Annotated in this window: 13 protein-coding genes; 7 read left to right on the top strand and 6 right to left on the bottom strand. The window is 56.3% G+C overall.

Annotated elements, in window-relative coordinates:
- The first annotated feature begins 7 nt into the window (after positions 1 to 7).
- The 4 genes from GNX18_RS13710 to GNX18_RS13725 are packed head-to-tail and all read left to right on the top strand — an operon-like array spanning position 8 to position 4,145.
- Positions 8 to 1,042, top strand: coding sequence for an efflux RND transporter periplasmic adaptor subunit (locus tag GNX18_RS13710; protein WP_138236698.1), 1,035 nt, complete (start codon positions 8 to 10; stop codon positions 1,040 to 1,042).
- Positions 1,043 to 1,100: 58 nt separating this feature from the next.
- Positions 1,101 to 1,796 carry an ABC transporter ATP-binding protein gene (locus GNX18_RS13715; protein WP_138236699.1) on the top strand — a complete coding sequence of 232 codons (696 nt, stop codon included), beginning with the start codon at positions 1,101 to 1,103 and terminating at the stop codon, positions 1,794 to 1,796.
- Positions 1,793 to 2,950 (top strand): ABC transporter permease, encoded by a 1,158-nt coding sequence (locus tag GNX18_RS13720; protein ID WP_138236700.1) that lies wholly within the window; start codon positions 1,793 to 1,795, stop codon positions 2,948 to 2,950. The genes GNX18_RS13715 and GNX18_RS13720 overlap by 4 nt, the downstream gene beginning before the upstream one ends.
- Positions 2,951 to 2,954: 4 nt before the next feature.
- Entirely contained in the window at positions 2,955 to 4,145 is a 1,191-nt protein-coding gene (locus GNX18_RS13725; RefSeq protein ID WP_166218803.1) for an ABC transporter permease, read from the top strand.
- Positions 4,146 to 4,305: 160 nt separating this feature from the next.
- On the opposite strand, the gene GNX18_RS13730 is transcribed toward GNX18_RS13725, so the two are convergent.
- The 6 genes from GNX18_RS13730 to GNX18_RS13755 form a co-directional block, all read right to left on the bottom strand.
- Positions 4,306 to 4,668 (bottom strand): hypothetical protein, encoded by a 363-nt coding sequence (locus GNX18_RS13730; RefSeq protein WP_166218805.1) that lies wholly within the window; start codon positions 4,666 to 4,668, stop codon positions 4,306 to 4,308.
- A 7-nt stretch (positions 4,669 to 4,675) separates the two neighbouring features.
- On the bottom strand, positions 4,676 to 5,023 hold the full coding sequence (locus GNX18_RS13735; protein ID WP_205827921.1) for a hypothetical protein: 348 nt from the start codon (positions 5,021 to 5,023) through the stop codon (positions 4,676 to 4,678).
- A gap of 378 nt (positions 5,024 to 5,401) precedes the next feature.
- The gene (locus tag GNX18_RS13740; protein WP_166218809.1) at positions 5,402 to 11,548 is read right to left on the bottom strand and encodes an RHS repeat-associated core domain-containing protein; all 6,147 of its coding nucleotides are present in this window, start codon (positions 11,546 to 11,548) and stop codon (positions 5,402 to 5,404) included.
- Between the two features lie 803 nt (positions 11,549 to 12,351).
- Positions 12,352 to 13,743 carry an MATE family efflux transporter gene (locus tag GNX18_RS13745; RefSeq protein ID WP_166218811.1) on the bottom strand — a complete coding sequence of 464 codons (1,392 nt, stop codon included), beginning with the start codon at positions 13,741 to 13,743 and terminating at the stop codon, positions 12,352 to 12,354.
- On the bottom strand, positions 13,736 to 14,305 hold the full coding sequence (locus tag GNX18_RS13750; RefSeq protein ID WP_166218813.1) for a DUF2239 family protein: 570 nt from the start codon (positions 14,303 to 14,305) through the stop codon (positions 13,736 to 13,738). The genes GNX18_RS13745 and GNX18_RS13750 overlap by 8 nt, the downstream gene beginning before the upstream one ends.
- Before the next feature lie 267 nt (positions 14,306 to 14,572).
- Positions 14,573 to 15,466: a lysophospholipid acyltransferase family protein gene (locus GNX18_RS13755; protein ID WP_166218815.1), complete on the bottom strand. Its 894-nt coding sequence runs from the start codon at positions 15,464 to 15,466 to the stop codon at positions 14,573 to 14,575.
- Positions 15,467 to 15,620: 154 nt separating this feature from the next.
- Here GNX18_RS13755 and glyQ point away from each other — a divergent pair, with 154 nt between their 5' ends.
- From glyQ to gmhB, 3 genes are all read left to right on the top strand, one after another.
- Complete coding sequence (glyQ, locus tag GNX18_RS13760; protein WP_166218817.1) at positions 15,621 to 16,613, top strand: glycine--tRNA ligase subunit alpha; 993 nt, start codon at positions 15,621 to 15,623, stop codon at positions 16,611 to 16,613.
- Positions 16,613 to 18,694 carry a glycine--tRNA ligase subunit beta gene (gene glyS / locus GNX18_RS13765; RefSeq protein WP_166218819.1) on the top strand — a complete coding sequence of 694 codons (2,082 nt, stop codon included), beginning with the start codon at positions 16,613 to 16,615 and terminating at the stop codon, positions 18,692 to 18,694. Before glyQ ends, glyS begins: the two co-directional genes overlap by 1 nt.
- An 85-nt stretch (positions 18,695 to 18,779) precedes the next feature.
- Positions 18,780 to 19,358, top strand: a complete 579-nt coding sequence (gmhB, locus tag GNX18_RS13770) for a D-glycero-beta-D-manno-heptose 1,7-bisphosphate 7-phosphatase (RefSeq protein ID WP_240914013.1) — start codon at positions 18,780 to 18,782, stop codon at positions 19,356 to 19,358.
- Positions 19,359 to 19,752 lie beyond the last annotated feature (394 nt).

Raw genomic sequence — 19,752 nt, forward strand, 5'->3', positions numbered from 1 at the left:
GGGCAAGATGGCAAAAACTACCAGTGAGCTGCTGGACCAGCTGAAAATCGATCGCGACGCACCCGCAGAACACAGCGGAGTAAAACCGCGCACCGCACTTGCGATTGGCGTTGGATTTGCCTTGACGGGACTGCTGGCGGGACTGCTATTCGCCGGCGACGGCGCCACTGGCACCCAGACCGTCACCCCGCCGGCAGAGCCATCCTCTGCCGCGTCGCCCGCCAGACTCGATCTGCCACCTCCGGCAGACAGTGCATCCCCCGAGGCTATCCTGAATGCCTCCGGCTATATCACCGCACGGCGTATGGCCACGGTGTCCGCGGAAGTCATGGGCCTGATCACCAGTGTTGAGGTTGAAGAGGGTATGCGCGTGGAACAGGGCCAGGTTCTCGCCACCCTGGACGCGGCGGTGGCCGCGGTGAATCGCGACTTTGCCCGCGCTCAGGTCAAAGTGCTGGAGGCGCGCGCTGCCGGTATCGAAGCCAATCTCGCAGAGGGCCGACGCCAACTGGTGCGCTACGCCGGGTTGATTGACCGCAACTATTCCAGCCATGCCGAGCTGTCGCAGGCGGAGGCCAATGTGGCGAGCCTGCAGGCCAGTCTGGTGAGCGCACAGGCAGATATCGAGGTAGCCCAGCTGGAAGTCCGCCGGCAGCAGGAGCGCCTGAACGACCACACCATCCGTGCACCATTTGCCGGTGTCGTCACCCAGAAGAATGCGCAGCCCGGTGAAATTGTCGCCCCCAGTTCCGCCGGTGGCGGTCACACCCGCACCGGCATCTGCACCATCGTGGATATGGAATCGCTGGAAATCGAAGTGGACGTTAACGAGGCATTTATTGGCCGCGTGGAAGCCGGCCAAAAGGTGCGCGCAAATCTCGACGCCTATCCGGACTGGGATATACCCGCCACAGTGATCGCGATCATTCCCACCGCCGATCGCGCCAAGGCCACGGTACAGGTGCGTATCGGTATCGACAGTAAGGATTCGAGAATTCTGCCGGATATGGGTGTGAAAGTAGCCTTTCTCCGCAACGAATAGTGGTTGTCAACCACCACGCCGCAAACAAATAAACAGAAAATTGATCGAGGGTTTGAAGATGTCACAGGAAGCGCTGTTTGAACTCAAGCAGGTGGAAAAGAGTTTCGTCAAAGGCAAGGAAACGATATCCATCTTCAACGATCTCAACATGACGATCGACCGCGGTGATTTTCTTGCCATCATGGGTCCCTCCGGCTCCGGCAAGACCACTCTGCTAAATATGCTCGGTGGCGTCGACCAACCCAGTGGTGGTGAAATCTGGTTCGACGGTGCGCGCATGGACAATCTGAGTGAAAGCAAGCTCACCCAGTGGCGCGCCCACAACATCGGTTTTATTTTCCAGTTCTACAACCTCATGCCGATGCTGAATGCAGCACGCAATGTCGAACTGCCGCTGCTGCTTACCAGACTCTCGCGCTCCCAGCGCAAACGCAGTGTAGAAGCGGCACTGGCACTGGTGGGTCTCTCCGACCGCGCAAAACACATGACCAGTGAAATGTCTGGTGGCCAGCAGCAGCGTGTCGCCATTGCGCGCGCCATCGTTTCCGATCCGAAACTGATCCTGTGTGACGAGCCCACCGGTGACCTCGACCGCACTACCGCCGATGAAATTCTTGAAATGCTGCAACTGCTCAACCGCGACCACGGAAAGACCATCGTCATGGTCACCCACGACCCGGCGGCCGCCTCCTATGCCAGACAGACCGTGCACCTCGACAAAGGAAAATTCGTGCACAAGGAAGTGCTGGCATGAACGATCTCTACCTCATCTACAAAAACATGACACGCAAACCTCTGCGACTGTTTTTGACCTGCTTCGCAATCTTTATCGCGTTTCTGATTTTCAGTGCGGTGACAACACTGAAAAGCGCACTGGATTCCGGTGTGGACCTCGCCGCAGACGATCGCCTGGTGGTGGTGAATAGCATCAATTTTACCCAGCCGCTTCCCATCGCCTATTACCAAAAAGTTGCTGCGATTGAAGGCGTAAAGGAAGTCACCCACCTGAACTGGTTCGGCGGTTTTTATCAGGACGCAAAAAACCAGATCATTACCATGGCGGTGGAACCGGAATCCTATCTACGGGTATATAACGAAGTGGTGGTTATCCCGGAGCAAAAATCCGCCTGGCTGCAGACGCGCCAGGGTATTTTGATCGGGAGAAAGCTGGCGGAAACCCAGGGCTGGAAGATCGGCGACAAGATTCCGCTGTCTTCGAATATTTTTTCCCACAAGGACGGCGGCCACAGCTGGGAATTTGTGGTCAGCGGCATTTTTGACGGTGTCGACGAGAATTACGATACCCGCTACGCCGTATTCCACTACAAGTATTTTATGGAAACCCAGACCTTCGGCGGCGACTGGATCGGCTGGATGACACTGGTGACCCAGGACCCATCCATCAACCAGCAGGTCGCGGACGTCATCGACGCCACCTTTGCCAATTCCCAGGCAGAAACCGACACCAGTACGGAAAAAGCCTTCAACAAAGCGTTTATCGAACAGATCGGCAACATCGGCCTGATTATTTTCGGTGTTGTGTTCATGGCGTTTTTCACCATTCTTATCGTGGTCGGCAATACCATGGCACTGGCGGTGCGTGAGCGCACCGGTGAAATCGCGGTGCTGAAGACCCTAGGTTTTTCGGCACCGCGGGTATTCGGTATGGTGTTGGTGGAATCGCTGCTGGTGGCGCTGATCGGCGGGTTTCTCGGCCTCGCCATGGGTTGGCTGATCATCGAGGGTGCCAAGTCATCCATGGCGCAGTTCCTGCCGAATCTCGCCATGGGTGGTGACATCGTTGCCCAGGCGGTGCTGTATATGATCCTGCTGGGACTGGTGACCGGGCTTGTGCCCGCCTACAACGCCCTGCGTCTTAACATCATCACCGCCTTTAATCGGAGCTGACACAATGACCTCACTTTTTGCCCAGATTGGCACCGTGGCGATGATGAATATCCGCAGCCTGCCGCGACGCCTGTGGATGTCGCTGGCGATGGTGCTCGCCTCCGCCGTGGTAGTGGCTATCCTGCTGGCATTTCTTGCCATGGCCAAAGGGTTTGAATCCACCATGAACAGTGCCGGCTCCGATCGCGTCGCGGTAATGATGCGCGAGGGATCCGCAGCGGAAATCAACAGCGTGATCACCCGCGAACAGGTCAACCTGATTGAGGAGTCTCCCGGTATTGCACGCGATACAGAGGGCGCACCGCTGGTATCGCCGGAACTCTATGTAATCGTCGACGGCCTGAAAAAATCCTCGGCCACCAAAGCGAATATCCCGCTGCGCGGTATTAACACTACGGGCATGGCAATGCGCGGCAACATGCAACTGGTAGAGGGACGCTTGTTCACTGCCGGTACCAACGAACTGATCGTGGGCACCGGCGTGTTGCGCGAGTTCGATGGCTTCGCCCTCGGTGAGGAAGTGCGCTTCGGCAAGAATGTGTGGACCGTTGTGGGGGTATTTACCACAGGCGGTAATGTGTTCGAGAGCGAGCTGTGGGCGGACGTTAAGGTGATCCAGAGTCACTACGACCGCGGCAGCAGCTACCAGACCATTCGAGCACAGTTGGAGACACCGGGAGACATCAGTGGCCTGGAAAAAACCATCGAGCTAGAGCCGCGCCTCAATCTGGAGGTACAAACCGAAAGCGCCTACTTCGCCGCCCAGGGAAAACAGCTGGAATACATGGCCATTTTCGGCCGCGTGATCAGCGCCATTATGGCCCTCGGCGCGCTCGCCGGCGCACTCAACACCATGTATACCTCGGTGGCCGATCGCGCCAAGGAGATCGCCACCCTGCGCACCCTCGGCTTCAGCAACCTGTCCGCGTTCTGCGGCACCATGATCGAAGCCCTGGTACTCTCCGCCGCCGGAGGCCTGCTCGGCTCCGCCGCCGCCTTCCTGTTCTTCGACGGACTGAGCGCCTCAACCCTCGGCGGCAGCTTTACCCAGGTGGTATTCAGTTTTGAGATGTCCCCAGGCCTGTTCGCCCAGGGCACGCAACTGGCACTGCTGATCGGCTTCACCAGCGGTTTCTTCCCCGCCTGGCGCGCCGCGCGGCTGCCGGTAATTGTGGCGTTTCGCGCGGCGACCTGATCGGCAACTACCTCATCTTTTACATATGTAAACTTGGTGTTCAGAATTCTGTGTCATCTCTTTTCGGTCACTGGTAAAGAAATGACACAGAACTATGAACACCCTCGCACTAACTCGGGAGAACGTATCACGAAGGAAACTCCCCTCTTGTGCAAGAGGCTCATTTAGATAAAACTCTTGCCTCTGCAATTCCAAATTGTTCTATTTTTCTCAGATATGCGTCTTTGGAAAGCCCTTCAACAAGTAACCCATCTGAAATATTTAATATAAAGTATCCGTACTTTTCAGAACTACCGACGTTAGTATCAGGCTTCGTGGGCTTTTCTCGGTAGCCGACTGTATAAATCCCGAACATTTTATATTTAGAAACATTTGACCCAACGATCATTCGATCATTTTTCACGATGTAGTGGTTGTTTTTATTTGTAGCTACAAAAAAGTACCCATTACCAAGGCTTTCGTCATAGTCACTCGTACAACTAACACAAAAAAACAAATGCAAAATCAATATGAAGCGCTTCATAGAAAACCTACATACTATCATCGTAGTAGTAATTTATGGGATAGGGTGTACCACCTCGAACTTCTATATTCTTAATATCAAGCGGCTCCCTAAAATAATCACTGTAATGAAAACGCATATCGCAGGAGCCTCCTGAGCATATCGCATCCATATTTAACCAACCGCTTCCCAGGCTAAACAAAGGGTTAGCCATGTTATTGTTACCAACATCGTGGAGGAAAAACGTATCCTGAAATAGAACCGTATCGTTCTCCGATGTTCTCAGTTTCAACTTCAAGAACAACTTCAAGCCTGCCTCTGCTTTCTTAACTTGTGGCGTATTCTTAAAATCTTCACCTAAACCGACATCCCCCAAGTTCACTCCTTGGCCACCACCAGTGAAGTAGTGTTTAACGAAATCGCTTGTGCCCCACTTCTCTTGTGCATGAGAGTATTATCGACATCGTAATTGCAGTTGGCCGCTGCCAAGTACAGCAATCTTGAAGGAACACAACTCGGGATGTTTCCCCGTGATTAGCTCATGTCTTTGTCTTATTGACTGGAGGAGAGTCAGAAAACCATCTGAATGGCACCATCTGACTATAAAGTCTGGACTCGAAGCAAGCGGCATGGCAATAAAATGATTGCGTATCCTCTCGGGATTCTTCATCAGCCCCTTCAGATCGCATATCAATTATCAAAGGATCTACCGCTGTCCTGACGATTTGGTCACCACAAAAACAACATGTCAGCTTCATGGGAAGTTCTTCCATCCATATCTCTCTGCCATCCTCACTACGCTTTTCGCACTCCAGTTCCCAGACGTAATAAGGCCATTTTCTCCGTAGACAGCGAAATGATATCTACCACTTTCTAATGCTCGGTAATAAACACTCGCGCCATCTGCTTGCACTGTCGAAGCACCAAGGATTCGGGTTTTAAAGAGTTCCCATCTGGTAAGCGATCCAGCACGAGTCGCATTTGCTCCAACTCTCGCTGCACCGTGGGCGGTCGCCCTAACACCAAGCGCTTCTACTACTACGGGCGCAAACGCAGGCGCCAGAGATACTCCAACAAGCAGCGCATCAGAGCTATTCAGTTCACTATCATAATGCCAGCTATCAAATCCCGTGATATCCCCTCCGACGACAGTCCTCTCTTGTGCACTCACCTCCACACACTCAATTTCATCACAACTGGGCTCTTGCGCCTTGTTCTTCGCCTTCTTCTTACCTGAGCCCCCACCTGTTCCCACTCCTGGATTATGGTCGGGCACGTAGTCAGGCAATGGGTCGTAAACCGGCAATGAGCTGTAATCCGGAACTGGGGTGTAGTCAGGAGCCGGGCTTTCAACAGAAACCGAGCTGTCGTCGGACGCCCCCCAACAAACGTAAACGAATTCTCCTGGTTCATTCGATTCGCGCAGCCCACCTACACGCTCTAGGCTCTCCTCAAGCCCCTCTTGGCTACATGACTTATAGCCAGTTGGGTCCACCAAACTCAGTGGATTATTGAACACATAGCTATACCGATTCCAACTCTGACTGTAAGTGGGCGCCTGAACAATTGGATCCGGACTCAGGAACCTACCCAGTGTCGGATCATAGATTCGGCCATTCATATGAATCAGGCCGGTCCTGTCCAAATGCTCGTGGCCAGTGAAGCCCCGTCTTGTGGTGAAGCCCTGAGCTATAAGTAGATCCTGGAGTTCCTGTTCGCTGATTTCGCCCTGCCAGTCCGCGCTCCTCCTGGCCCCGAAGGGTTCGAAGGCGGTGTCCAGGATGACCAGGCCGCTTTCGTCGGTAATCTTTTCGACAGATCCCAGGTGATCCCGGTGCAGGTATTCCATGAACTCTTCCCGTCCACCGCCGGCGGGATAAGCGACGATATGGACCACGTTGGCGTCGAGCCGGGTTTTATCGATGCGCCGATAGTCCGGGTCGTTGGCGGGCAGCTGCTCCTCGAAGTCGCCGAGAACAAAGGCCCGCTCGGTGCGCAGTCGCTTCGCAGTGACGTCCCACCAACTGGTTTCGCGGTAGAAGCGCTCCCCGTTGGGACCGTATTGGAACCTGTCCCGGGCGGTGGGCGTGGTCGTTGTTTTGCTGTTGCCGAGGACGATCTCTGTGGGTAGCTGCCGGGCGTTCCATGTGATCCACTTGTCGTCGCCGCTGGCGGAATCGTATTTTGTGATGGCGCCGTTGAGGTCGTAGTGTAGCGTGTGGATTACGCCATCGATGGTAACGTTGCTGACAGCATTGGGACCGGCATTCTGGGTCTGCCCGTACTGGTAACCGGTAACTTGGGTGTCGCCCGGATGGCTGCTGGTCTTGCTGGTGATATTGCCCAGTTTGCTATAGCGGGTACTCAGGGTTCTGGTGGCGCCACCGGCGGTAACGGTGGTGTCGAGCAGACGGTTAAGGCCATCGTAGGTAAAGCCCTCCTCCTTATCGATTACGCCCACAGACGTGCGTGTCAGCCGGCTCTCCAGAGCGCCGTTGCTTCGCCATTCGTACTCGTTATTCTGGATGCTGCCCCCGCCGGTGTTGATAGTGGACAAGCGGCCAGTTACCGGATCGTAGCTGCGGGTGGTTACCAGGCCGTTGCCGTAAACTTCCTGCTCCACCTGGCCGCGGGCATTGAGCTGGTTGAAGGTTTTGATGGGGTTATCGTTCTGGTCGCGGATTTCATGCAGGTAGCCGCGACTGTCGGTGCCGTAGTCGTAGGTTACGGCGGCACCGTTGGGGTAGGAGATCGTTTGCAGACGCCCATCGCCCGCACCGTAGTAGCTGTAACCGTGCTGGTATGTACGGCTGAGCCCGCCGGCTTTGAGCGAGGTATTCACAGTTTCCAGCTGGGCCTTGGCGTTGTAGGTGTAGCTTTCGGAGAAAATTGGGACCCCGCCCTGGCTGTAGCTGCGACTGCCGAGTGCACCCACGCCGTTGGCTGGGTCATAGGTCCATTCGGCGATACCATCCGCGTCCGTTTGGGTGAGGAGGCGGCCTAGCAGGTCGTAGCTGTATTCAATCTTCTGGTCTTTGTTGTCGGTCTGATTATCCAATTGGCCCAGTGCGTTGTATGCGCTCTTGACTATACCCAGATTGGGGTCGGTCATCTGGGTGCGGTAGCCGGCGAGGTCGTACTTGAAGCTGGAAACGAAGTCACCGCTATCACCATTCACGGTCACGGTATCCAGTAAGCCGCTGCCATAGTAGGTGTAGCTGGTGGTGACTTGGTCAGTGCTTCCTGCCGCGTCGATGGTTTTATCCAGATCGCCTGTAACCAAATAGTAACGTTCTTTGACCTGGGTTTCCGCGAGGTTGCCGTCCGCGTCCAGCACCTGCTCTTCCACACGGACTTTGACACGGCCGCCTTCCACTGAGTAGCTGGTGGTTACCCGGGCGTCGTCCGGCTTTTTCAGCTTGCGCACCCGGCCGCGGTTGTCGAACTCTTCGACTGCGGTGAACGGCGGCATGCTCTCAGTTGAGAGATAGGGTTCGGTATGGTAGTCGAGGCGGCCCTGCGTATTGTAAGCGAAGTCCCGCCGGGAGGTACTGCCATCAAAGCCCTCAGTTTCCTCCCGCAGCAGGCGGCCTAGAGTGTCGTAATAGCGAGTAACCCCAGGCGTGATTGAGGAGTTGGTGGTGAGCTTGTAACGCGGATTGACCCCGTTCACAGCTTCGCAAGCACTACATGCTTCATAGGTACTGGTAAATTCCACGGAGTCCGGATTGTTGCGCACCTCCTCGCGACCGAAAGGGTCGTAGGTAATACCAGTAGTGCGGAAATTAGCGTCGGTGATCTGATCCACCCTGCCAAATCTCTCGTCGTAACCTACGGTAACTTGTTGCTCCAACGGGTTTTCAATAAGTGTCGGGTAGCGGTTGTCGAGAAATTCAAGCACCTGTGTAGTACGGGTTTCAACGTCGGCACCACTGACTACCTCGGTTTTAAGGTTGCCACTGCCGTCATAGGTGTAGTCAACCTTGAGTGCGTACTGGGTATCCCCGGGATACTGCTCGATGCTGCCGGGCCTGTTGGTGCCAGGCCAAGGCACGGCAATCACGCTTTTCTCCAGATCCAGTTCCCCGTCAATATCTCCGCGGTACTGGCGTACAGTTTCAAGTTCGGTGAAGCCGATCAGCCAAGAGCTAGTACGGTTCAAGAAATCCGTGATGGTCTGACTCGTGCGTTGCACGTCCGCACTATTGATCTGTGCTGTTTTGACCTCGCCCCAGAAGGTGGGATCACTATCATCCACCACGGCGGATGTGACAATGCGCTTGGTGGTAGTACGGCGCTTGACCAGCGCACCCAGTCCGGTATCCGGGGTTTCCGTTTCCAACGTGGTCGTACGCTCTTGGTAGCCCAACAATTGCCCACCTTCCAACTGTGCCTCCAGGAACTGGCTGACGTAGGGCGTTTGCAGGATGTTGCCGCCAGCAGCTAGTTCGACGGAATCGTAGTGGAAACGCTGGCTGGTGAGCAGCTCTCCGGAAGCGCAGTCGCCATGACACTGCAGCAAGCGGGCGGTGGCACCAAAGTGCGGGAAGTCCTGGCGGAACTGTCGATAGGTGATGATGCCGCTCTCCAGGTCATGGATCTTCTGCGCGTGAAATCCGAGGAATCCCCAGTTTCTGCTGCTCATCAGACCCGTGCCCTGATAGCGGTACTCAGTTTCATGGGTACCGTTGGTAAGGCCGTTAGAGCGAATAACCTTGCTCACTACCAGGCGGTAGATGCCCCTTTCTGGCTGTTCAATATCGGGGTAGCTGGGTGACAGAGAATAGGCGTCAGGCACAGAAATGCCACTCTCTGAACCGAAGGGGCTGTTGACGATAAAGCCCTCGGTCTCGCCTACGGACAGTCCCCGATAAAGGAATTCCGTAGTCGCACCGAGACTGTCGGTAAGGATTTCGACGCCAGTCGGGAAATCCATGTTGTATTCGAACTTGCCCGGCTCGTGCTCCTTCCATTTGAACTTGAGTGGTTCCAGGCACTGATCCACTGCGCCGCTTTCGGTGAGGCCGCACAATTGTACTTCCTTGAGGCGGCGGTAATTTTCTATCTGGCCCTCATCCTCAGAAATCAGGCGGTACTCGCGTAAGCTTCCCTCATTGATTTTTACCAGAATACGGTAGAGCAGCACCAGCTGCCCCTGGTCGATGGTCTCGGAAAGCTGCTGCGGCGGAATGTCGGTGCGCAGGCCGTATTCGAACTGGATGCGCGCATCGCCGTCATTGCCATAGACAATCTCCAGCGGATAATTGATGCCCTCGGCCAGGTCGCGGTGGTAGTGATACTCCATGGCATTACCGAAGGCGTCAGTGACCTTACTGATACTCCAGGCGAAATAAGGTGACTTCCCTACCCTGAGGCGGCTCTCAGGAGTACCCCCGAACTCCAGATTTCGACCATCCGCGGTCTTTACCTGGAACCAGGGCTTACCCTCAGTGGTCTCCTTGAGTTCGATTAACCGGGCGCTGTCGCGCCAGGTGCGGTACATAGCGCCCTTCTGCCAGTGCGTTCCATTCACTAGTACCAGTGGTTCGCCGTTCAGGCAGAGGGAATCGTTGGTATCAAGGGTGATATGAGTCGCGCTGAGATCCTGACCAGTAATACAGCGCCGGATTTCAGAAAATCCGCCAAGGCGCCACCCGTAACCAAGAATGTCCTCGGGCAACTGCTCCCTGTTCCGCTCGTGATAGCGTAAACCCGAGTAGTTCAAGGAAATATTTGGCGCTAGGCCGTTAACCCCGGGGGCGGCCGTCACGGGGATACGGATTACCGCATCGCCGGTGGCAGTGACATCGGTACTGTAGGGCATACTGCCTGGCACAGTGGTGGAAATGGTTTCCAACACATCGACGATGCCCTCCGGATTATGGATCTTGACCCAGTCCGCAGTCTTCAGCCAGGCGGAGCATTTCCCCACTTCATTACATGCAGCCACTCGGTACTGGTACTGATCGTTGAGTTCCACCTGGGCGCTATAGCTGCCGCTTTCTGGGCCCTCCTCATCCGGGGTTATGTCACCCCAACCATCAACGCCACAATTATCCTTACCTGCCAAGCACCATTGCTGCAGTATGTAGTCCTTCACCGGCCAGGAACCTTCCGGCTGCTTCCAGCTCATGGCTACCTGGCCGTAATTGCGATCCAACGGCTCGATATCCCATTGCGGTGTCAGTGGCACCGGAATGGGAATATCTACAGGCACAGATACCGTTTGCGCGCCGCTCCAGTCCGGGCAACCTGCAGGAATGGGGCCGTTGCATGCGCGAACCCGGAACAGGTAGGTACCCTTGCTTCCCTCGGACAGGTCGATCGGCTTTGAGGTACTGCTGAGACTGCTGGAGCCGCAGGTATCGAAGCCGTAGTCGGTATCATCTGGTTCCTTACACTGGAGCTGGTAGACAATATCTTCGTAGTCCCCACTACCAGTGTAAGAAGCCTCATCCCACTTCATGTAGAAGGTGCTACTGGGAGCAGCCACGGTGGAGTGAAGACCGGTTACCGGTTCTGGTTTATTGCGTACAGTAATTGCGCTTGAGTATTTCCAATCACTCACGTTGGAGTAACTGCCCACATTGACGTAGGTACGGATCCTGTGCTGGTAATCACCATCCGGCAATGTACTTTGTTCGTGGAGTTGCTGCGCCCAAATATACTCATTGCCCGTGCGGGAAGGACTGCTCGGGTACCAGCCGCTCCAGCTACCACCCTCTGCGCGAAATTGCTGCTGGATTTGGTAGCCATCCCTTTTGGGCGAGCTACCGGCAACCCCCCAGCTTACTTTGAACGCACCGGAAGTGTCGACGGTGCCGCTTTCTACATTGGATAGGGATACGGCACCGGGGGAGGAGGGCTTTAGGGTAACGGCGACACTTTTTATCGCTGACACTTCTTCTGTTACATGCGGCTCGCCGTATTGAGGTGGCTGCGGATAGTCAAAGTCAATAACATAGGCTTTATACTGATAATTCGCCGTTTCTCTATTTACCGTTAAAAAATAGTAGCTTTGTCTTAGATCAACATTGGGTAACGTTTTCCAATTACCGCCATCTTTTTTCTCTTGAATGGCGTATTTACAATAATCACTAGCATAATAATTGCATGATCGCGTGGTTGTTACTTTAATCGTAAAACTTCCATCGACACTCTGAGCACCATCACTTATAGATAAGGTCACCGCAGCAGATGTCGGATCGGCTATGCCGAAATACATGCACAGCAATAAGCCCGCTTGTCCCCAAAATTTTGCCCCGACTCCAAAAAAACGCATGGAAAACTCCCTTTCTCCACTCTCGAGTGACGTCATTTATTTCAAAAGCAACACAGGCCGCTGCCACTCGGTCCCGCGTCCCCACAGACACAATTACGGGTGCGGCTTATGCCAGTCTTAACGCTCCGCGCCGGCACTCTCCACAACGGAGAAATGCATCGCCTTGTATCTAAATTGCAAAGGAAAGTTATCAGCGCTAATCCACCATGTAAACGTTTTCATTATTACACGCCATTACATATCGAGATCGTTTTATAGGTGAGTCAAGAAATCAGGTTGAAATTGAATTGTTTTGGCGGGTTTTGGAACGGAAAGCTCGAGTGACCGGAGAAGAGGATGACCTCGCCACCGGAGAGGCCTGGCTCCTGGTCCGACAGCACGCCGACGGCGCCAGAAGCGCATACTTCGCCGCCCAGGGCGTGCTACACCGTATCTGCGGCGGTATAAAACAGACCCAGGCGATACTGGTGCCGCTGTGCGCGGTGAAACAATACCCCCAGCGTGAGCAACAGGGCCAGCCCCTCCGCGACCGGACCGGCAAGCCAGATTCCGGTTTCACCAAACTTCATAGGCAGCAGAAATACCAGCGGCAGTGCAAACAGGTAGGTTTTTGACAGGCTCAAAAAACTGGCGCGTGCGGCATCACCAATACTTTGGAAAAACATATTGATCATCATTAACGGCCCCAGCAAGAAAAGTGCGAGCGTGGAAATAGGCAGAATGCGGGCAACTTCTTTGGCGATACCTACATCGTCAACAAACCAATATCCAAAGCGGTCTTTTATCAGCCATATCAAGGCTTCGATCAGCAGGCAGTAAATCAGGGCGGATAGAATCGCAATTTTTATCCCGCTGTTGGTGCGCTGGAATTTTTTCGCACCAATGTTGTTTCCGGTGATGCTTTGAAATGCCATGCTTAGACCCAGGAGTGGCAAAAATACAAAGGTCATCAGGCGGGTAATAATTCCGTAGGCACCCACCGTGGTTGCGTAGTCTCCATGATTCCAGATTTGCAGGTTGTACAGTATTGCCGCTGACGACAGCGCCAACCCAACGTATGTCAGGCTCGACGGCGCGCCAAGTGCGAGAAATTCCTTCCAGCGGCTTCGCGCAAGTGAAAACTGCACTACCTGAATATTCACAGGACTTTTTTTCTTTCGGCGAAAATTGAATACCACCAGCAAAGACAGCAACTGAGCCACTACCGTACCGTAGGCGGAACCCGCCACACCCATATTTAGTTGCGCAATAAATATGTAATTGAGTACGCCGTTGAACAGCACGGAAGCCAGCGATATCAGCGCCATAAAACCGACCTGTCCCTCACAACGCAGTGAGTCGCCGTTGATGTTAAGGATGAACATCAGCGGCGAGCACAAAACAAGTATTGAAATATACGTGTAACTCATGTGCGCCAATTTAGCCGAACCACCGTTTGCCAGTAGTGCCGCCTGTTTCCCGAACATCAGAAATAGTGCGATAAGTATCAGACACACCAATAGCGACAAACTAATGGCTTGCGCAAATGCTTCCCTCGCTGCCGGCTTATCGCCGGCACCCAGTATGCGCGCCATAACACTCGCGAAGCCATTTGAAACCAGAGTAGATAAAGCGACGACCAACATCACTGCGGGGAACATTGAAGTTACCGCCGTCAGCGCGTCGGCACCGACAAAAATTCCCAGAAAGTAGGCATCCACCAGATTGAAGGATCCGTTCACCAGCATTATCAAAATGATGGGCGCCGCAGTTTTTGCAAAAACCGAGCCGAGGGATCCGCTTAAGAATTTGTTGTCTTCTCTGCGTTCAGTCATCGTTTTTTTCCCGGTGCAGCGCGCCGATGGCGTCAAATTTCTCCACCAGTAGCTGTTGGATATCCTCGGGCCAGGTGCCAATTGCAGACTCAAAACCTCGCTTGCTATTGCGATACAGCGCGCGCGCCGCCTCTTCAAATCCGGGCTCGTCAGCGAGCACCGACATCAAACCGTACAGTTGATTCTGCTGCATACTGATGCGCTCTTCGGTGGAGGCACTTTTCATTGCGCTATCCACCAGCCGCCGCAATGTCACCGAGGCACCGCCGCGCTGGGTTGCCAGCCAGTCCCAGTGCCGGGGCAGCAGAGTCACCTCTCTAGGGATAACCCCAAGCTTCGGGCGACCGCGCTTGTTAGAGCCCGGCGCTCCTGCACCGGGCAAATTGTCGATGACGCTTTGTGCATCGCCGTGCCAGTCGAGATCGACGCGTTTGCAGGTCTCCAGTTCAAACACCACTGGCTCGATATCGCCGCCGATGGCTTTGGTCTGGCGCACGATGGTCTCCAGGTCCCCTCTCGCAATCAGCGCCTTGTCGTGTATCGCGACATACTCCCCTGCCATGATTTCTCTCTCCGAATCCGCTATGTGAATTGATTATTACCCGGATATTAATAATGGTCAATTTACCCGGGTAAAATAATTGCTCATCGCCTGTACACAGGCAGGATTCAAGAGACGCGCTTTGCCACCAAATAGGAAAAATTCGGGAAGATACCCGCCACGGCGACTGCACGGGGCCTCGCGCAACGAGGCTCCGTTATGAGGGAGGGGCTAGGGAGGAGTTAAAAAGAAGGAAGAAGAAGGATATGCAGAAAAATGCCGCTCGAATCAGCGGCGCTGTTTCTGGTAAATGCCGCTTTTGCCTTCCGGCACCCGCCGGAAGCGCTTGTACTCCCACTGGTACTGTTCCGGCGCCTCGGCGATACAAGACTCGACACCCCGATTGAGCGCCGCCAGCGACACCTTCACTTCCTCACTGAAGATCGCCTGCTCCGCCGGCAGCAACACCAGTTCAAATCCGTCTGCGAGCCGCTTGGCAAAGCCAAACACCACCTTGCAGCCGGTGCGCTGGATCAGGTTGTAGGCCAGAGTCATGGTAAGGGTCGGGTGGCCGAAGAAAGGGGCGAAGTCGCCGCCGGAGAGTTCCGGCTCCTGGTCGGGCAAGACGCCGACGATGCCGCCGTCCTTCAGTGCCTTTAATAGCGCGCGCACGCCGCGCACATTGGTGGGCACCAGATGGGCGCCGGTTTTCTCGCGCCCCTCGCGAATCAGGGGGTCCAGCGCGGCGATTTTCGGCGGCGCGTACAGGCTAGTGGTGGGGCCGACCGTGGCCAGAAACTGGCCGAAGATTTCCCAGTTGCCGATATGCGGCGCCAGCACCAGTACCCCGCGGCCCTCGCGCACGCCGCTGGTCAGAAGCTGTTGGTTGCGCACCCGTACGATCACATCTTCCGCCCGGCTCCAGGGCTGGCGCCACAGGCTGGCGACCTCAAAGCCGGTGATGGCGGTGTTGATCACGCTGTCGCGGGCGAGCTTTTCCCGTTCAGCGGCGGGCATCTCCGGGAAACAGCGCTGCAGGTTGATACGGCTGATGCGCAGGTTGTCGCCGCGGCTCCACACCGCCACGCGGCCCACGGCGCTGCCGAGGCGGCGCGACCAGCGCAGGGGCAGCCGGCCCACCATTTTCAATGCGCCCGCCGCCAGTTGCCCTTTGATATCCAAAATCGGTACTTCCTTCTCGAATCCATCGCCGCTGCGACTTTTCAGTATGGTTCGCTCCCGTTGAGCTTTTGTCGCGCCCGCTGTTTAGTGCGCAACCCGCTACCGCTATAATTGCGCCCCTTGTCTTTTCACCCAGCTGAAACCGGAGAGTGTGGTGTCCGAGCAACAAACCAGCGGATCTAGCCCCGCGCAGGATCTGAGCACCTTTCAGGGACTGATTTTTACCCTGCAGGAATACTGGGCGCGCCAGGGGTGCGTCATTCTACAGCCTCTGGATATGGAAGTGGGCGCCGGCACCTTTCACCCCGCCACCTTCCTGCGCGCCATCGGCCCGGAAACCTGGAACGCCGCCTATGTGCAGCCCTGCCGCCGCCCCACGGACGGCCGCTACGGTGAGAACCCCAACCGCCTGCAGCATTACTACCAGTACCAGGTGGTGATGAAGCCGTCGCCGGCGAACATCCAGGATCTGTACCTGGACAGCCTGCGCGCGCTGGGCATCGACCCGGCGGTGCACGATATCCGCTTCGTGGAAGACAACTGGGAATCCCCGACCCTGGGCGCCTGGGGCCTCGGCTGGGAGGTGTGGCTGAACGGCATGGAAGTGACCCAGTTCACCTACTTCCAACAGGTGGGCGGCCTCGAGTGCTATCCGGTCACCGGCGAGATCACCTACGGTATCGAACGCATCGCCATGTACCTTCAGGGTGTGGAGTCTATCTACGACCTGGTGTGGACACGCAACGCCGATGGCACCCCGGTTACCTATGGCGATGTGTTCCATCAGAACGAAGTGGAGATGTCCCACTACAACTTCGAGCACGCGGACGTGGAGTTCCTGTTCCACACCTTCGATCACTGCGAGCGCGAGAGCCAGCGCCTGATCGAACTGGGCCTGCCACTGCCGGCCTACGAGCAAGTGATGAAGGCCTCCCACGCGTTCAACCTGCTGGACGCACGCCACGCGATTTCCGTCACCGAGCGCCAGCGCTTTATCCTGCGCGTGCGCACCCTGGCACGAGCAGTAGCCCAGGCCTATTTCGACGCGCGCCACGCCCTCGGCTTCCCGCTGGCCACCGAACAGGCCCGCAACGACGTATTGGCCCACCTACATGAAAAGCAGGAAGCGCAGAAGGAGAAGAAGTAATGGCTCAGGATTTTCTGGTTGAGCTGGGCACCGAAGAGCTGCCCCCGAAAGCGCTATCGACCTTGATGCAGGCATTTGCCGACGGCATTGAGCAGAGCCTGAAAGACGCCGAGCTTGCGTACGGCGAAATCAAAGCCTTCGCCAGCCCGCGCCGCCTCGCCGTCGCCGTGAGCGATCTGGCCGAGCAGCAACAGGACAAGCAGATCGAAAAACACGGCCCCGCAGTAGCCGCCGCGTTCGACAAGGACGGCAAGCCGTCCAAGGCCGCCGAGGGTTTTGCCCGCGGCAACGGCGTGACCGTGGACCAGCTCGCACGCGTGCAGACCGACAAGGGTGAACGCCTGGCATTTATCAGCGAGCAGAAAGGCGAGAGCACTGAAAAACTGCTCGGCGATATCGTCAGCAAAGCCCTGGCACAACTGCCTATTCCCAAGCGCATGCGCTGGGGCGCGCGCAAGGAAGAATTCGTGCGTCCGGTGCACTGGTTGCTGATGCTGTTCGGCAACAAAGTGGTAGACGCGGAAGTACTCGGTCTCAAGGCCGGCAATACCACTCGCGGCCACCGCTTCCACTACAATCGCGAACTCACCGTGGCCTCCGCCAGCGACTATGTACAGCAGCTGCGCGAGCCGGGTTTCGTGGTGGCAGATTTTGCCGAGCGCCGCGAGATTATCCGCGAGCAGGTGCAGGCGGAAGCCAATAATGTGAACGGCGAAGCAGTGATCGACGACGCACTGCTGGACGAGGTGACCGCGCTCGTGGAGTGGCCGGTTGCGCTGACCGGGCGCTTCGAAAAACGCTTCCTCGAGGTACCGGCGGAAGCGCTGATCTCGTCGATGAAAGAGCACCAGAAATATTTCCACGTGGTGGACGAAGACGGCCAGCTGATGCCGTTTTTCGTGACGGTCGCCAACATCGAGAGCACCGATGCCAAGCAGGTACTTGAGGGCAACGAGCGCGTGATCCGCCCGCGCCTGTCTGATGCGGCGTTCTTTTTCGAGACCGACAAGAAAACCAGCCTGGAAGCGCGCCGGGAAAAACTCAAGTCCATCGTGTTCCAGCAGAAACTCGGTACCGTCTTCGACAAAACCGAGCGCCTGGCAAAACTCGCCGCGGCCATCGCGGAAAAAATCGGTGGCGACTCCGCACTGGCGCAGCGCGCCGCACAGCTGTGCAAATCCGATCTCGTCACCGAGATGGTGTTCGAGTTTGCCGACATGCAGGGTATCGCCGGTTACTACTACGCGGAAAACGATGGCGAGCCGCTGGACGTGGCCAAAGCCATGTACGAGCAGTACATGCCGAAATTCGCCGGTGACGAGCTGCCGCAAACCGGGACCGGCACCATCGTCGCCCTCGCCGACCGCATCGACACGCTGGTAGGCATATTCGGCATTGGCCAGCCGCCGAGCGGCTCGCGCGATCCGTTCGCGCTGCGCCGCGCAAGCCTCGGTGTGTTGCGTTTATTGGTCGAGAAAAATATCGATCTGGACCTGCGCGAACTGCTCACGCTGGCCCGCGACGGCTACCCGCGCACCGCGCTTGCCGAGCACGACAATGTGGTTGAGCAAACCCTGGCGTACATGCTTGAACGCTTCCGCGCGCGCTATGAAGACGCCGGTATCAAGGCGGAAGTGTTCCTCGCGGTTTCCGCGCGCAAACTGTCCCGCCCGCTGGATATCGACAATCGTGTAAAAGCGGTGCACAGCTTCAGCCAGCTGCCGGAAGCGGAAGCCCTGGCCGCCGCCAACAAACGCGTATCGAACATTCTCACGAAACTGGAAGGCCCCGCGCCGACACAGGTAGAGCAGGCGCTGCTGCAGGAGGACGCGGAGAAGGCGCTGTACCTCGCGCTGAAAGACGCGCAGGATGCGGTCGCCCCACTCTACGCCGAAGCGCGTTTCGAGGAGGGTCTCGCCGGCCTCTCCGGCCTGCGCGAAACCGTGGACAACTTCTTCGACGGCGTGATGGTGATGGCCGACGACGAACAGTTGCGCAACAACCGCCTGGCCCTGCTGGCACAATTGCGCGGGCTGTTTCTGGAAGTGGCGGACATCTCTCAGCTGGCACCCGCCAAGTAAATCGTTACGCACTTTGTAGGAGCCTGCCTGCAGGCGAACCGGTCCGCACTCCGGAACTGTTCGCCTGCAGGCAGGCTCCTACAGAGTGGTTTCTTTCAACTACAGCATTAACTCCATGGCCATCATCATTCTCGACCGCGACGGTGTGATCAATCAGCATTCGGACAGCCATGTCCGCAGTGCCGACGAGTGGCTGCCCATCGCCGGCAGTATCGAAGCCATGGCGCAACTCAGCCAGGCGGGCCACCAGTTGGTCATCGCTACCAACCAGAGCGGCCTCGCGCTCGGCCATTTCGACCTCGACGACCTGGAAGCCATGCACGCAAAAATGCGCGCACTGGTGGAAGATGCCGGCGGCGAGATCGCCGCGATTTTTTACTGCCCCCACAGCGACGAAGACCACTGCCGCTGCCGCAAACCCAACACCGGTCTGCTCGATGCGATCGAGGCGGAATTCGATACCAGCCTGCACGACTGCTATTTTGTCGGCGATCGCCTGGCCGATCTGCGATGCGCCGTGGCGAAGGGCTGCAAACCGGTGCTGGTAAAAACCGGCTGCGGCGATAGAACCCTGATGTCGCTGATTCAAAGTCCCGATCCCGCCCTGATTGGCACCACAGTCTTCGAAAGCCTCGCGCAGTTTGCCGAGTTCGCGCTGCGCTGACCGTGTAACCGCGGCCGAGGTTTTTTCTTGTTTCCGTTCCCGCCTTCCACTCCCAGAAGATAATTTTCACGACGTAATGACAAAGTGAATTGCGACAGTTTTGTGAAGCACTTTCACTTTTTTCACCTTTAAAACCCTTATTGCGCCACCCTATTGCCGCCCGCTATTGGTTTCCGTAGAAACCGATGAGAGGGATGCTACGCCGCGCGAATTCCACGGAACGGAAAATAACAAGTCGCGCGGTGCACCGGATCAGAGGTTGATGGAACGACCAGAATGACGGGATGTATTACCGGAGGTGTCGGGCGAAGCCGCAGTATGGGAAAGACGCAGACACTCTCAGGCACCACCACCGCTCCGTTTATTCGGCGCGCCAGCGCCACAGTTCCATCGG

Origin of the sequence: Microbulbifer sp. SH-1 (genome assembly GCF_011326135.1) — a bacterium.
GTDB classification, from domain to species: domain Bacteria; phylum Pseudomonadota; class Gammaproteobacteria; order Pseudomonadales; family Cellvibrionaceae; genus Microbulbifer; species Microbulbifer harenosus.